Origin of the sequence: Spiroplasma taiwanense CT-1 (genome assembly GCF_000439435.1) — a bacterium.
In the GTDB taxonomy this organism is placed as follows: Bacteria; Bacillota_I; Bacilli_A; order Mycoplasmatales; family Mycoplasmataceae; genus Spiroplasma_A; species Spiroplasma_A taiwanense.
Genome location: NC_021846.1, coordinates 412047 through 428382, shown reverse-complemented (window position 1 = coordinate 428382; position 16336 = coordinate 412047). Strand labels below are relative to the sequence as shown.

Below are 16336 nucleotides of genomic sequence, written 5' to 3'. Positions count from 1 at the left end.
CAACCTTATTATTTTACACTTTTTTTAAAGTAGACTTTGAAAAAAGTAATTAGTAAAAATAAAAAAAAGACAAAATCCTTTTTTCTATTTTATTTTAAAATCACATTTATCAATATGATCATTAATTATTCCACAAGCTTGTAAAAAAGAATAAATTCTAGTTTTTCCTGTATATTTAAAACCTCTCTTTTTTAAATCTAAACTAATTTTATTTGATAAATCACTATATGCAGGAACTTGATTTATTGTTTCGTAATTATTGACAATTTGTTTATTATTTACAAATTGTCAAATGTAATTACTAAATGTTTCAAATTCATTTTGAATTTCTATGAATGCTTTTGCATTCATTATTATAGCTTTAATTTTATTTAAACTTCTAATTATTTCAACATTATTCATTAATAATGAAATCTTATTTTCATCATATTTTTCAATTAATTTATAATTTCAATGATCAAAAGCAATTTTATATGAATTTCTTTTTTTTAAAACTATCAATCAACTCAAACCAGCTTGCATACACTCTAAATTTAAAATTTCAAATAACTTAACATCATCATATACACAAACTCCTCATTCAATATCATGATATTGCTTTAAAATTTCATTGCCTTCTGCTCATTGACATCTATTCATTTTCTTTTACTACTTTTTTAGTTTTTACTTCTAAATTTTCTGATTTATTTATTTTTTTCAATGGTCTTTCAATGTTAATTCATCAAATAATATATCCAAAAGCCATAAAGAAGATAAACCCACCAAATATAAATAAGAAATCAATTAAAGCATTTAATCAATCAGTTTTTCATTTTTCTGGACTTGGAATGGTTCCAAAAATAAATGCAACACCAAGTAAAATGACAGTAACCGAAGAAATAGCTATAACTATATTCCTATGATTTTTTAATCAAATATAATCTCTTTCAACATCATTATCTTTTATTCTCATTTTAATATAACCAACAAATAAATATAGCATTTGAATAATTGCTGTTGAAGTTGTTGCTTGCATTATTTTTTCTAAAAATACACTTGATCCTTGACCAAGAGTTCCTGTTGTTGTTGCACCAACAATCATTAAAATAATTGAAACAATAACTGCTTGTATAAATAAAGCATTTACTGGCATACCATTATTATCTGTTTTTGCAATTCATTTTCCCATTGCTTTTGGGGGTATTTCTGAAAAAAATACTTTTGAAGGTCCAGCTATTCAAAAGAATAATGAACCTAATCCATTAAATGCTGTAACTAAACCAACTATATGAATAATCACTTTTCCTGCTGTTGAATCAATTTCAAGACCCATTAATTTTGGAAAAACTAAATAATAAGCATTAGAAATTCCTCATTTATTAATAGCATTTTGAGAAATAGTTAAACTTAGTAATAAACTTCCCAAAACCATTAACGCTATTACAATAATCATTCCTATAAATGTAGCAACTTTAAAAGTTTTTGCTCCACCTTTTGTATCTTTTATAAAAACACACATTGTTTCAATTCCAACATATGCAAAAATTAATCAAGGTACAGCTGAAATAAAACTTCATCAATCTCCATCAAACATTGATGGATCATTTAATGGATCTAATTGTTGAGAATTAAAGTCAGATTGTACTCCAAGCACAGGTAAAGTAAATACTAATGCAATTACTATAAAACCTAAACCCAAAATTAAACTAGCAGCTCCCCCAATTGTTGTTAATTTTCCAATTCATTTTGGACCTTTTTTTGATACAAATGAAGCCCCTCAAAATATTAATATTGCACAAAGTGATAAAATACAAGCACTCGCTCTTGTTGCATTATTTTCAGATAATCCTTGTTCTGAAAATATTTCAGCCATTTTATCAAATCCATTTGCACCATAAAAGAAAAAACTAAGTGCAATTACAGTAAATGGTGCAAGAGTTGCAAAGAAAAATAAATTTCCAAAATAGCTTGCTCAGGCTGCAATAAAACCATTTTTTTGCCCTAATGTAAATACACAAAAACTACCAAGACCAGCTTCCTGATCTTTTAATTTTTTAACACTTCCTAATTCAGAAGAAATAAACACCATTGGTAGTGCATAAATTGCTCCCCCAATTAAAAATAAAATACACGCTAATAAACCAAATTGATTTTGATTATTAACAATGTTTCTAAAACCAAAAATTGTAACAAAACTCATAAAGATAATCGTGAATTTTGTTAACGATTTTACTCTCGATGACATATTTAAAATTTCCTTTTAATTTCTATTTCTGTTAAAAAGAAAAATAATATTTTATTATTAAAAAAATTATTTTAGATAAAAAAGCACAAAAAATACTCAATAACAGAAAATAGAGTATTAAGTGCTAAAGTTTTCGAATTTGCTTACAATGAATTTCAAAAGTATTTCATAAAAAATTTGTAAAATTCATACTAAGCCTCCTATTAATTAGCATAATTATATAATATTTTTTTATAAAATTTCATAAAAATATAAAAAAATCTTATAATTATAAGATTTTTTTATATTTTTTACTTAGAATAAGTTGCTTTTCTTTTAGCATGTTCTGCTATTTTTTGTTGATAAGCATTTTGTTTTTGATTTAATTCAAGTTCAAAGTTTTTATATTTTTCTAATTTATTATTTAAAACTGATAATTTTTTTTTTTTTTTGCATTTGAAATGTTTTTATTTTCATTAATTTTTTTAATTTTAAATTCAATATTTTCTTTAACACCATTTGAAGAAGCTAAAACTAATTTTCCTTTTTTAACATCTGCTGTTTTTCAGAATCCTAAAATTAAAGCCATTATAACAGTACCAATAATAATTGATAGTATATATAAACTTACTCCAAGTCCTTTAGCTAATGCTGTTCCTGAAGCTACATCAAATGCTGTAAATTCAAGTAATGGAAATACTGCAACCCCACCATGTGGAGCTCCTAAAGTAATTCCAAATAGCCCAACTAATACACCAGTAATTGCTCCAGAAATTAATGCTGAAATTGAAATTCTTTTTGCATCAGTAATCATAAATGGAATTGCACCTTCTGTAATAAAGAATGCTCCCATTAATCAGTTGGCTTTTGCTGCATCACGTTCTTTTGAAGTTCAAACTTTTGAAAATAATACATTACATAAAGCAATTCCCAATGGTGGAATCATTCCCCCAGCCATTGAAGCTGCCATAATAATTGTTAGTTTAGGATCATCTCCTAATCCTCCCCCAACACTTAAAGTTCCTAAAGTATAGGCAATTTTGTTAATTGGACCACCCATATCAACACACATCATTAGAGCAATAATCATTCCTAATAATGGTAATAGTTCTTTTGTTTTTGTTAGGAATAATAAACCTTCTTTTATTCCTCACATTGTATATCCTAAAGGAATGTTTAATACAAACATTGCTAAAGCTGTTAATAATAGTGATAACACTGGTACTAAAACAATATCACGAACACCATGGAATGATTTAGTAAATTTACTAAATAATTTCATCAATCCAAATATAATTAAGGCAGCAACATATGCACCAACCATTCCTCCAATAAATCCAGAAACCATTGGAATATCTTGATTTGGGAATAATTTTATTCATAGTCCACTTCAAGAACCAACTCCACCATATGCAAAACCACTTCCATCAGCAAGTAGTCCAGCAACAAATCCTGGCATTAATCCTTGTGGTCCTACAATTGTATATGCAATATATCCAGCTAACACTGGTACCATAATTGACATTGCTGTTTTACCAATTGCAGCAAATCATCCAGCTGCTTCATTTACTGTACCAAAATCTTTACCACCAGGAGTTCCTGCTATAAAGTCTATTAGGAATGCAATTCCCAATATGATTCCCCCAGCAACAACAAATGGTAACATTCTTGATACTCCAGCTAATAAATTACCTTTAAAGTCTAAGAATTTTCTTAATGAAAATTCATCATTTGATGAACTTCCATCATCTGCTACATTAATAACTTTTTTATCAGGATTTCTTGAAAACCCCGAAATTAATTCTTTTCCTTTAAAAATTGCCTCTTTTGTATGTGTATCAATTACTTCAACACCATTGAATCTTGACATACCTTGAAGTGCTTTATCATGTGCTAAAATAATTACTTTAGCATTTTTTATATCTTCATCAGTAAGTTTATTTTCAGTTCCACGTCTACCTTGAGTTTCAATTTTTACACTCATATTTAATGACTTTGCATACTCTTCTAATTTTTCTGCTGCCATATAAGTATGTGCAATTCCTGTAGGACAAGCTGTTATACCAATAACATCAAAATGTCCATTTTTTGAAGTTTTAACTTCTTTAACTTCTTTTTTAGTAAATGCAGTTTCAATATCTTTAATTGATTTTGCATTTCTTAATTTTGTTTGAATTTCTGATTTCATTAAAAAACCAGATAATTCAGCTAAAGCAGTTAAATGTTCATCACTATCAACTCCATTTGTCATAATCATAAAAACTAAGTCAACTGGTTGATCATCAAGTGATTGTCAATCAATTTTATTTTTTAATTTTACAAAAGCAATTGCTGATTTTAAAACTGTTTTGTTTAACACATGTGGAATACCTATTCCGTCTCCAACACCTGTTGAACCTTCAGATTCACGTTTATATACTGCTGCTTTAAAGTCTTCTGCAGATTTTACAAATTTTTGTTCTTGAAGTTTTTTTGATAAAAATTCAATTACTTCATCTTTTGAATTTAAATCTTCTTCAAAGAAACTAATTTGTTTACTAAATAAATCTTTTAGTTCCATTAGAACCTCCTATATTTTTTCAATGCTTATTTTTTCTACTAAATTTTCAATTTGTTCTTTTGAAGCAAGTCATTCAGTAAATGCTGTTGCAGCTCCACTTGCTGCTGCATATTGTAGTGTCTTTTCTATATTTAATTTTTTATATAAACCATATATAAAACCTGCCAGCATACTATCTCCAGCTCCAACTGAATTTACAAGATTACCTTTTGCAATTCCAACTTTATAAATATTATTTTTTGAATCAAAATAAATACTTCCATTTGAACCCATACTTAAAAGAATATTTTGTGCTCCCAATTTTTGCAATTCAATAATTAATTTTTTAATTTCATCAAAACTAATATTTTCTTTATATTCTAAATTCAGAGTTGAACAAATTTCTTCTAAGTTAGGTTTTATTAAAAATGGTTTTTCTTTTAAAACATTTAATAATAATTCATTAGTTGCATCACATATTAGGATTGCTTGCTTATCATTTACAATTTGGCCTATTTTTTGATATATATTTTTTGATATTCCTCTTGCCACACTTCCTGTTAAAAGAACAATATCTTCTTTTTTAAGATTATCTTCTAAAAAAGAAATTAATTCTTTTAGAACTTCATCTTGTGTTTCAAAACCAAGACCATTTAATTCTGTTTCTTGTTTTGAATTTAAATTTTTAATTTTATAGTTAACCCTTGTCAAACCATTATTTAAGAAAAATTTATTATTTAAATTTATTTCACTAAATTTATTAGTAAAAATTTCTTTATTTTGTTCTCCCAAAATTCCAATAACCATTATTTCAGTATCGAGATTTTTTAAAATAATCCCAGCATTAATCCCTTTACCACCAACTACTTTATATTCATCATGGTAATAATTGGTAATGCAAAGTTCAATTTTTTTATCAGTTAAAATAATGTGATCTACTGCTGGGTTTAATGTTAATGTATAAATCATTTTTAAACCTCTTCATTTATAAGTGCTATTTGTGATTTATCACTAAATTTTACAAATGATTTAGAATTCATTTTTGAATTATCTGCTAAACCAAAAGCAAATTGTGAATATTCAATAGCCATTTTTTTTACTTCAGCCTCATCTTCATCTGTTGTATAGAAATTAAATGTATTATCTACAGCGTTAATTCCAAGAAATGCAAGATCAAAATTATATTTTGAAAGAGCTTGAATAGTTTCAACCCCACATATTGCACCAGTAGATAATTTTAATTTACCAGGTAATAGATAAATATTGCAAATTGAGTTATTTGCCAAAACTTGGGCATTAATAACTGAATTTGTATAAACTTTATTATTGTAATCTGGTTTAATTAATTCTGCTAAAAAATATGTACTTGAACCTGCATCCAAAAAAATTGTTTCGAATGGTTTAATACAATCAAATGCTTTTTTAGCAATTATTTTTTTTGCTTCTATATTTAAGACAAGTTTTTCATCTAATTTAGCCTCTAAAATAGATTTTTCTCTAATAGATTTTGCACCACCATGAACTCTTTTTAATTTTGAATCGTCATGTAAATCTGTCAAATCTCTTCTTAGAGTGGTGAATGGGATAGCAAGTTCTTTTGAAATTAATTCATTTGTACAATATCCTCTTTCATTGACAAAATCCAAAATTAATTTCAATCTTTCTTCACGTAGCATTTTTTCACCTCATTATTATAATAAACCAAAAATGATAAAAAACAACCAAAAACAACCAAAAAATAATAAAAAAAATAACTTATAAACATAATTTTAAAGTTTATAAGTTATTTTATTATTTTTTTTCAATTAAAATATCTAGCTTTTCATTAATTTCTTTTAATAATTGAATTAAAGGTTTCTCAAAGTTTTCGATTCTACCATTATTTTGTGAACCTTGACTTCTATTACCTGAAAAACCAGATCTATTTCTATCTCTACTTCTGTCTCTATCTCTATTATTTTCAAATGCCATAGTATTTCCACCTTTCTAAAACTCTTATAAGGTAAAAAAACTTACATCAAAAGAGGCGTTTTAATAACGCTTTATTTATTATATAGTAATTTAATAAAAATTGTATTTTTAAATAAATAATTATAAATTATTTATTATTTTTTTCCTTTGCAGCACTATCCTCTAAAGCTTTATGAATTGATTCCATATTTGTTGGCAATTTTACTAAATTTTTCATTGGTAAATTATTTTTAATTAAATATAAGAATATATAATTTAACTCTTTATAATTTGCAATTGCAATAGTTAACGAATTTTCAATGTTATCATATTTAAATGATTTAATATTTCTTTGATTTAAAAACTCTCTAAAATTTTCTACTTCGTATTCTTCTTTTACATAAATTTTATATTTAGTATAAATATTTAATTGTTTTGTAGTTCCTTCAAATAGTAATTTACCATTTTCAATAACTAAATAATTATCAATAATTTCACTAATTTCATCAATATTGTGAGATGTAATAATAATTGTTTTACCCTGACTTTTATATTGAATTAACAAATTTTTAATTTTATTTCTTCAATATGAATCTAAGTTTGCTCCAGGTTCATCAAGTATTAAAATTTCTGGTTCTTTTAAAAAACCTAAAATTAAATTAACTCTATTTTTCATTCCCCATGAAAAATTTTTAACTTTTTTTGTTGCAGAATCAGTTAGTTCAAAAAAATCAATTCAATAATTTATTCTTTCCTTCGCATCTTTCTTCTTCAAACCCATTATCATAGACATATTTAAAAGAAATTGAATAAGCGAAAAACTTTGTAATGAAAAATCAATCTGAGTATAAAAACCTACAAGCATATTTTGCTTAAAGCCCCCAGCTTTTTTAATTGATTTTTCATTAATTTTAATATTACCTGAGAATTTTTTATAACAACTAACTATTGAATTAATTAAAACTGACTTTCCACTACCACTAACACCAAGCAAAGCTGTAATTTCTCCCTTTTTAATCATAAAAGAAAATTCTCCAACTGAATTTTTTTTAAACTTTTTATTATATTTACTTACCTCAATAATTGTACTCATATTCATCACCTAACTTTTATTTTAAATCTATTTTTTGAAATTTGTATATTACAAATATAAAAGTAATTAATGAAAAAATTAACAAAGCGATCAAATAATAGTATGGCTTAATATAGTTATTATATGAATATTGATCAATTTTATCATATTCATTTCTTTTAAGGGTAAAGTCAGAATATCCTAAAAATAAATTTTTTTGTTCAGCAAAATTAATTTTTGATTCTGAACTTGGTAAAAATCAGAAATCCTCATATGAAAATCCTGAATTAAATGTATAGTTTGTTCATAAACCATTAAAAACATTAAAATATGAAAAAAGATTTAATTTTTTTCTTGATTCTTCATATTTAGTTCAATCTCCAGAATTTAATAGTAATTTATAATTTACTGTATTTAAATAATGACTTGTATATTTTATAAAGTAATTCTCCAATATTCTAGTTATAAACAGTAATTCAAAATTTAAATCATTTGTAACAAATTGCCTTGCTGTAGTTGGATCTAATGTTAAATATCCACTAGAATAATTTCCTTTTAAATAAAATTCAAAAATTGTTTTTAAATAATCTTTTTTAATTGGAATTGTCACATTGTTTTTGCTCTTATTTATAATTTTACTATTTGAATTTACAAAAATAAAATCTGAAAATAAATTATATTTTTCAATTTGAAGATCAGATGCAAATTGTTTTTTTATGTAATTTGCAAAATTAAATAAATCTTCTAATATTAATTTTATTTCTAAGTCACTTTCCTCATTTGCCATTCTATTTAATTCATCAATATTTACAAATGAATAGTCTAATTGCAAATCAATATCGATAGTATCTCCGGCTTTTCAAATAGAAGTATCAATTGCTGAATCTGTAGAAGGAACTGTATAAAGTTTTAAATTTTTTCTTTCAATTAGATCTGGATTAGACTTGATTATACCTAATGGTTGTCAAACATTTTCCAATCTAATTCTATTGTTTTGTTCATTTGTAGTAAAATTATTTTCATAATATTCAGCTTCAAGAAACTTATCATTAATTCATTTTGATAAGTGACTATATTTAATTTTTCCTTCATTTACATATTTTTGTAATGAAAATGCATCCTGAATATCTGTTAATTTAATTGCAATTGGTGTACTATTTTTTTCAATATATATTGTCATATCTTTTTCATTTGCAGTTTGAAAACTTGTTGGCAAATTTGCAAGAAAATTTAGTGACAATAATAAAGTACAAATTACTGTTGTTGTTTGCAAAGAAAATACAAAAATCAAAAATATTATAAAGTTTACTAATAAAATACTGCAAATACTTCCATAAATCAAAAATACTAAAGTAATATTTAATAGCAATTCATTTAATTTAAATTTATTTAATGAAAAGTTTAAAAAATTTATAAATATAAAAGATAATAAGAAATTAAATATACAAACTATAACCATTAAAAATCAAGTACTAAGAAATAACTTTGTTCTAGATACTTGGTTAGAAAGTGTAATAAAAGTAGTTTTATCTTCAATTTTATTATGAAAAAAGAATTGAACCATTCTCAAAATTAAAATAAATAATAAACAAGATATAAAAAATAATATATAAAAATTAAATGCAACTAATAGTGAAACTTGTGTATCAAAAAATCTTGAAATAATTCCAAAGACTAATGAGCTAAAAATTAATAATGTATTCAATATTAAAAATACTAATTCATGAAATATATTTTTGATATTAAAAAGTAGCAAAACTCTAAATGGAATTGATTTATATAAGAATAATTTTTTGTTCATTTAAATTATCGAATTATACTGTGGGCATTGTTTCTATTACAACTGTTCCACTTGAAGTTCAAATTTCAGCTACATTAAAGTAATAGTTAACAAAATTTTGTTCAAAATGAATATTTAATGACGGTTCACCATTATAATATTTATATTTTATATAAATACCTTTTGTATTTTTTGAGAGACCAATATTTGATGTTGTTGAAAAATTTTCTTTATAAAGAGCTCAATTAAATATTCTTTGATTACTTTCATTAAGTATATAATCTCTAAATTTTTTTAAGTTTGTAGTAGTTAAACTCATACTTTGTTTTAATTTATTCAAATATTGATTATTATCAGCTGTAAATCCTTGAGACCAAATATTTTGATTTGAATCATACTCTGTTCCTTGTCTTGTACCTGTAAATCTAACTAGTGGGGATACTTCTCCAGTATCAGTTCTATCAACTATTCCAAAAATTTCTTGAAATTTTTTAATTCCAGCAATTGTATTATAATACATTGCAGCAAAAATATTAGATACAGTAGCTGCCTCTCTATTTTCTTTTGTTTCATCTTTTTTAACTGCTAATGAAGTGTAAATTGATAATTCATTAATTGGGTGGTGATAATCTCCTGAAATAATTTCTAATCCTTTTAATTTCACTATTCCATATGAAAATGAATTACTTAAGTTTTCACTAAAAGTTTCTGTTGGTACTATTTCACTGCTATTTTTTAAAGTTTCTACAAAATTATTAATTTTAGTATTAAAGCTACTTAAATAATTTGTATAATTACTTCTTAAATCCGCATGAATTATATTATTTACATTATTTACAGTTGCACCCATTAAAGTAGTGCTTCCTTCTGTTTTCATATTATTAAAAATATTATTATAAATATTTAATCCTGCAGGTGTGCTTAGTTGTTTGTTATAAGAAGTATCTGTTTTTAAATAATCTGTTTCACTATAACTTTGGAAGATAAGTGAACCAGGAGCAAATTCCAATGGAATATTTTGTAAATTTTCAAAGTAATTTGTTGTAATAAATGAAGTAATATTATTTTTAAAATCATCACTTGAATAAGTTTTTTCAAATGCAGTTTTCATATCATCATTTGATGTTCCAAAAATATTTCCTAAGTTTTCGTCTTTTAAATCAAAATTTGAATTATCTAAAATACTATATTTTTCATTTGCTAAAAAATAATCAGTCTGAATTTTATTTTCCATCTCTTGAATTGCTTGAATTAAGTAATTATCAGATGTCAATGTAAAAATGTATTTTTGAGTTATTTCAAATTTTTGTGTTTCTCCAATTTTATCTTTATAATTAAAAACAAATTTTACATCTACTGAAGTATAAGAAATAAAGTTTGATGTTTCACCACCAAGAGCATCATTTGTATAGTCCATTGTAAGCGTATTTCAATCATAATCCAAAGTTGGACCAAGATCACTACCATCTAATAAAATTGAATATTTCTCTTTATCGATATTATTACTAAAATAAGATGTTAATTCAGAAGCTGCTAATGTATTTTCAATATCTGTTTTTAATGCACCTTTTTGTGGAGTAGTTAATATATCATATATATTAGTCTCAGCTCCAGGTTCTTTTGCTTTATCAACAATTTTTTTAATATCTTCTTCAATAAAAAATTGTTTAGATTCTGAACCTGTTGTTGATGCAAAAAAATTAGATTTTTTTGAATTTCAATAAGTATCTTTAAATGAAGTTAAATCACTTTCAAAATCCCTTAAAACGTCTTCATATACCACTTCTGGTTCTGGTTCTTTTTCATTTGGATCTGGAACAGTTTCATTTGAATTTGAATTATTCCCACATGCTATTACTGTTAATGATGTGCTTGCAACTAAACTTGTTGTTGCCAATAAATTTAATAATTTTTTCATATTATTTTCACCTTTACTAATCAGATAATACAAATAAATTTGAAATTTGTAAATCTATTTTAATTATATAACATTTTTTTACGTTATATAAAATATTTTTATATAACGTAAAAAACCTTAAAAATATTTTTAAGGTTTTTTATAATTATGTTTTAATATTTTGGTTAATAAAATTCTATTTATTTTCTTTATAACCAGGTTTTACTTTACTTTCTAGGACTTTATTTATTGATTTCATATTTATTGGTAATTTTAATAAATTGCTAAAAGGTAAGTTATTTTTAATTAAATATAGAAATATATAATTTAATTCTCTGTAATAATCAATTGCAATTGTAATAGAGTTTTCTTGCTCATCGAATTTAAAAGATTTAATTGACTTATTTTCTAAAAATTTTCTAAATTCGTCAACATCATATTTTTCAGTAGTAAATATCTTATATTTAGAATAAATATTTAAATCTGTTGTTGATCCATCAAATAATAATTTCCCATTTTCAATAACTAAGAAATTATCTATAATTTCACTAACTTCATCAATATTATGTGAAGTTGAAATTATTGTTTTACCTTCATTTTTATATTGAATTAATAAATTTTTAATTTTATTTCTTCAATATGAATCCAAGTTTGCACCAGGTTCATCAAGTATTAAAATTTCTGGTTCTTTTAAAAGGCCTAAAATTAGATTTACTCTATTTTTCATTCCTCATGAAAAATTACTAATTTTTTTATCTTTTGAATTTGTTAATTCAAAAAAATCAATTCAATATTTAATTTTCGCTTTTACTTCTTTTTTTCTAATTCCCATTATTAATGACATATTCATTAAATATTTATTTAAAGTAAGAGTTTGAAGAAAAAATCAATTTGAGTATAAAATCCAATATTTATATTTTGTTTATAACCACCTTGACTTTTAATGGATTTTTTATTTATTTTAATATCTTCTGAATACTTTTTATAACATCCTACAATAGAATTAATTAAAACTGACTTTCCACTACCACTAACACCAAGCAAAGCTGTAATTTCGCCTTTTCTTATTTTGAAAGAAAATTTACCAACTAAATTCTTTTTAAATTTTTTATTAAAATTTTTAACTTCAATTATATAATTTAATTCATTTTTTTTTATTATTAATTTTAATACACCCCCTTTAGCTTAAATCTTTTTTCTGAAATTTTATAATTTCAAAAATAAATATTATCATTGAAAAAATTATGAGTATAAAAACATAAATTAATGGATTAATATAATTATTGTAGGAATCTCCAATAATTTTGTTGCCATCATCAATTTTAAAAGAAAATTCTGTATAGCCAAGAAACATGTTTTTTTGTTCATCAAAAGCAATTTTAGAATCAGATGAAGATAAAAATCAGAAATCTTCATATGAAAAACCAGAGTATAGTGTATATGCAGATCACATACCACTATATAAGTTTATATATGAAAGTATATTTAAACTATTTCTTGAATTTATATATTTTCAAAGTCTCCTGAAGAAATAGAAACTGAGTTATTTATAGCATTTAAATAATTGCTAGTATATTTAATAAAATATTGTTCAAGTATTAGAGCTACTATCATTAATTCAAAATTCAAGTCGTTTCTTACTAAATTAGTTACACTATTATCTGTAAATGTAAAGTAATCACCATTATAACTTCCATCTAATCTATAATTATAAATTGATTTTAAATATTCTTTTTTAAAAGTAATTTCGGAATAATCTTTTGATGTATTTATCATTTTACTTTCATTATTTTCATTTATTAAAAATATATATTTATCAAATAAATCAGTTTTTTCTTTTTGAAAATCAAAAAATTCTTTTCTAATATAAAGTGCAAAATCATATAGATCTTGTAATATTTGCTTTTTAACTTCATTTAATTCATTTAAAATTTTTTGTTCAAGTTGCTCAATAGAAATAAATGTATTGTTAAGAGTTAATTCAACATCTACTTTATCGCCCTTTGATCATTTAACTGGAATATTTGAATTTATTGAGGTTAAAGTTCTAATTTCTAAGTTATTTGCTTTAATTACTTTTGAAGAAGTATTTATAGCACCCAATTCTTTTAAAACTGCATCAATTCTTTCGTTGTGAATAAATGAATTATCGGAAGAAAAATCATTTAAATAATATTGATTTTCAATAAAAATATCATTAATTCATTTTGAAATATTTTTATATTTCATTTTTTCCTCATTTACATATTTTTGCAAATAAAACGAATCATAAAGTTCAGGAAGTCTTATTTGAATTTCACTTCCATTTTTTTTAAAATTAATAGTTAATTTTTTTTCATTTGCTTGTTGAAAACTCATTGGTAAATTTGCAATAAAAGAAACAGATAATAATAAAGTACAAATTACTGTTGTAGTTTGTAAAGAAAAAACAAAAATTAAAAATATTATGAAATTTACTAAAAATATACTAGATAAAACACATAAATTAAAAAAGTCAATGTTATTTTAAAAAGAAGTTCATTAAATATAAAACTAGATGATAAAAAATTTAAAGAATTAATTAACAAGAATGTTATAACGAAATTTGAAATTGCTACAATTAACATTAATACTCAAATACTTATAAATAATTTTAATCTTGAGACTTGATTTGATAGTGCAATAAAAATGGTTTTATCTTTAATTTTATTATGAAAAAAGAATTGAACCATTCTTAGAATTAAAATAAATAATAAGCAAGATATATAAAATAAAACATAAAAATTAAAGTACTTAATAACAGAAGCTTGAGAGTTAGTAAAACTAGTAATAATTCCAAAAGCTAAAGAACTTAATATTAAATAGTAATAAAATCATAAAAGGAATTGAGTTGTGTAAAGGAAATTTATTTTTTATATTTTATATTTTTCTTTGAAAAATCAATTTTTCTTCTTGTTTTCAAAAAACATCTACTATTTTAAATTTTATTTTAATAAAATTAAATTCTATAGATATTACTTGACTTTCTATTTGCTCAAAACTTTGTTTTATTCTAATTCCTGTTGAATCTTGTTTTCAATAAACCGCTCTATTTTCATTTCAAAAAGAATCAACTTTATTTAAAATATTTCATGAAAATTTACTTTGTCTTTCATTATCTAATAATATTTCTTTAGGCTTTATTCATTCTTCTTTATTTAAAGACAATCACTTATTTATTTCAGCATTAGATAATTCAAAAAAAATATTATTTCATAAGTTTTCAGAGAAATCATTAGTTTTACCAGTAAAAATTGCTAATGGTGAGAATGTTTCATTCTTTTTTCTATCCACTATTCCAAAAACATCTTGAAATGATTTAATTCCTGTTATTGTATTATAATACACTGCTCCAAACAAATTAGACCTAACAGGATTTTCTCTACTATCCTCTGTTTCATCATTTGTAACTGCAATTGACGTATAAAAAGACAAATTATTTAGTGGGTGTTCATATAAAGAACCAATTTTAATTGAAAGATTATTTAATTTAACTTCACTAATTTTAATTGAATTTTATAAAAAATCTTTTGCAGCTTCAGATAAAAAAATATTTGAAGCTTCTTGTAATTCAATAACAAGTTTATTTAATTTTTCAGTATAAACTTCATAATTTTTTATATATATTGAATTTAATTCATTATATATAAATAAGTTAATTTGTGATGAATTAGTATTAAAAATCATTTTTGAGTCTTCTTAAGTGATTCTATTAAAAATAGAATCATATAATTTTTCAGACTCCATTTCAATTGGAACTTCATAAATAGAATCTTGATAAGTTTAAAATTCTTCTAATAAAATGAATTCTCCAAAAATATTACTCTCTTTAAAAATTAAAGGAATATTTTCAAAATTTTGGAAATATTTTTTTTTAATAAAATTAATTATGTTATTTTTAAATTCTTGATTTTCATAAACATTTCTAAAATTTATTTTTTTATCAAATATATCATCAGAATTTTTATCTAGTTCAATTCCAAAATTATCTTTATCCAGAAAACTATATTTTTGACCACTTAAAAAATAATTATATTTGATATTTTTTTCAAAATTCTTTATTGATTCCATAAATGATCCATCTGTTGTCAATGTAAAAACAAATTTTTGATTTAAGTCAAAAAATTTTTGCTCAAAATTATTATCATAATATTTAAAATGCAATATTGTATCAATTTTTACATAGGAAATAAACGATTCATTTTTTTCAAAATTTTTATTTGCTAATTGTTGAGTTGTATAATTAATTTCTAATGTGCTTCAATCAAAATCAAAACTCAAAAAATAATTTGAATTACTAATTAAAAGCGAATATTTTTCCTTATTTAATAAGGAATCAAATTTACTTTTTAATTCATCTTCCGAAAGTAACTTTTTGATATCTTGAATTAGCAAAGTTTTATCCGATTCACTTAAATTGTCAACAGGTTTATTATTATTTTGATTAACTAATTTTATTATATTTTCTTTTTCCAAAAAAGCAAACTCTTGCTCATTAAATTCAGTTAAAGCAAAAAAACTATCATTTTTTTCATTTCAAAATTTATTTTTAATTGTAGTAAGATCTTTTAAAAAATCTTCTACTAATTTTTGAAAATCAAATTGATTATTTTCATCTAAATCTTTTAAATCTGAATTACAAGCAATAACACTAATTGATGTGCTTGTCAATATAGTAAAACTTCCTAAAAAACATAACAATTTTTTCATGTTAATACTCCTTATAGAACGTTTAATATTTTTAATGAATAAGTATTAATTACTATACTTTAAAAAAAGGGTTAAAAAATATTGCTGTTTAAATTAAAGTTTAATTCTTAATTAGAATCAATAAAATTGAACTTCGATTTTTTCATATTTTTAAATATTATTTTATT

Annotated in this window: 16 protein-coding genes; all 16 read right to left on the bottom strand. The window is 23.0% G+C overall.

Features of this window, described 5'->3' with window-relative positions:
* Positions 1–84: 84 nt before the first annotated feature.
* Positions 85–639, bottom strand: a complete 555-nt coding sequence (locus tag STAIW_RS02130; RefSeq protein WP_020834214.1) for a DNA-3-methyladenine glycosylase I — start codon at positions 637–639, stop codon at positions 85–87.
* Positions 632–2224, bottom strand: a complete 1593-nt coding sequence (locus STAIW_RS02125) for an APC family permease (RefSeq protein ID WP_020834213.1) — start codon at positions 2222–2224, stop codon at positions 632–634. The genes STAIW_RS02130 and STAIW_RS02125 overlap by 8 nt, the downstream gene beginning before the upstream one ends.
* Before the next feature lie 403 nt (positions 2225–2627).
* Complete coding sequence (locus STAIW_RS02120) at positions 2628–4763, bottom strand: PTS fructose transporter subunit IIABC (RefSeq protein ID WP_020834212.1); 2136 nt, start codon at positions 4761–4763, stop codon at positions 2628–2630.
* Between the two features lie 9 nt (positions 4764–4772).
* The gene (locus tag STAIW_RS02115) at positions 4773–5711 is read right to left on the bottom strand and encodes a 1-phosphofructokinase (protein ID WP_020834211.1); all 939 of its coding nucleotides are present in this window, start codon (positions 5709–5711) and stop codon (positions 4773–4775) included.
* A 2-nt stretch (positions 5712–5713) separates the two neighbouring features.
* The gene (locus STAIW_RS02110) at positions 5714–6418 is read right to left on the bottom strand and encodes a DeoR/GlpR family DNA-binding transcription regulator (RefSeq protein ID WP_020834210.1); all 705 of its coding nucleotides are present in this window, start codon (positions 6416–6418) and stop codon (positions 5714–5716) included.
* Between the two features lie 115 nt (positions 6419–6533).
* Positions 6534–6713: a hypothetical protein gene (locus STAIW_RS02105; protein ID WP_020834209.1), complete on the bottom strand. Its 180-nt coding sequence runs from the start codon at positions 6711–6713 to the stop codon at positions 6534–6536.
* A gap of 127 nt (positions 6714–6840) precedes the next feature.
* On the bottom strand, positions 6841–7785 hold the full coding sequence (locus tag STAIW_RS05800) for an ABC transporter ATP-binding protein (protein WP_063623134.1): 945 nt from the start codon (positions 7783–7785) through the stop codon (positions 6841–6843).
* Positions 7786–7801: 16 nt separating this feature from the next.
* The gene (locus STAIW_RS02095; protein WP_020834208.1) at positions 7802–9565 is read right to left on the bottom strand and encodes an ABC transporter permease; all 1764 of its coding nucleotides are present in this window, start codon (positions 9563–9565) and stop codon (positions 7802–7804) included.
* A 13-nt stretch (positions 9566–9578) separates the two neighbouring features.
* Positions 9579–11462: a lipoprotein gene (locus STAIW_RS02090; protein ID WP_020834207.1), complete on the bottom strand. Its 1884-nt coding sequence runs from the start codon at positions 11460–11462 to the stop codon at positions 9579–9581.
* Positions 11463–11637: 175 nt separating this feature from the next.
* Positions 11638–12291 (bottom strand): ATP-binding cassette domain-containing protein, encoded by a 654-nt coding sequence (locus STAIW_RS05795; RefSeq protein WP_201764816.1) that lies wholly within the window; start codon positions 12289–12291, stop codon positions 11638–11640.
* A gap of 11 nt (positions 12292–12302) precedes the next feature.
* Positions 12303–12485 (bottom strand): ATP-binding cassette domain-containing protein, encoded by a 183-nt coding sequence (locus STAIW_RS06340; RefSeq protein WP_063623132.1) that lies wholly within the window; start codon positions 12483–12485, stop codon positions 12303–12305.
* Positions 12486–12621: 136 nt separating this feature from the next.
* A complete protein-coding gene (locus STAIW_RS02080; protein ID WP_041618825.1) occupies positions 12622–12894 on the bottom strand; it encodes a hypothetical protein in 273 nt (90 codons plus the stop codon).
* A gap of 50 nt (positions 12895–12944) precedes the next feature.
* Entirely contained in the window at positions 12945–13799 is an 855-nt protein-coding gene (locus STAIW_RS02075; protein WP_041618824.1) for a hypothetical protein, read from the bottom strand.
* A gap of 540 nt (positions 13800–14339) precedes the next feature.
* Positions 14340–14894 (bottom strand): hypothetical protein, encoded by a 555-nt coding sequence (locus STAIW_RS02070; protein ID WP_020834206.1) that lies wholly within the window; start codon positions 14892–14894, stop codon positions 14340–14342.
* Positions 14895–14975: 81 nt separating this feature from the next.
* Positions 14976–15146 carry a hypothetical protein gene (locus tag STAIW_RS06180; RefSeq protein ID WP_020834205.1) on the bottom strand — a complete coding sequence of 57 codons (171 nt, stop codon included), beginning with the start codon at positions 15144–15146 and terminating at the stop codon, positions 14976–14978.
* 96 nt (positions 15147–15242) lie between these two features.
* The gene (locus STAIW_RS02065) at positions 15243–16169 is read right to left on the bottom strand and encodes a lipoprotein (protein WP_020834204.1); all 927 of its coding nucleotides are present in this window, start codon (positions 16167–16169) and stop codon (positions 15243–15245) included.
* Positions 16170–16336: the final 167 nt, after the last annotated feature.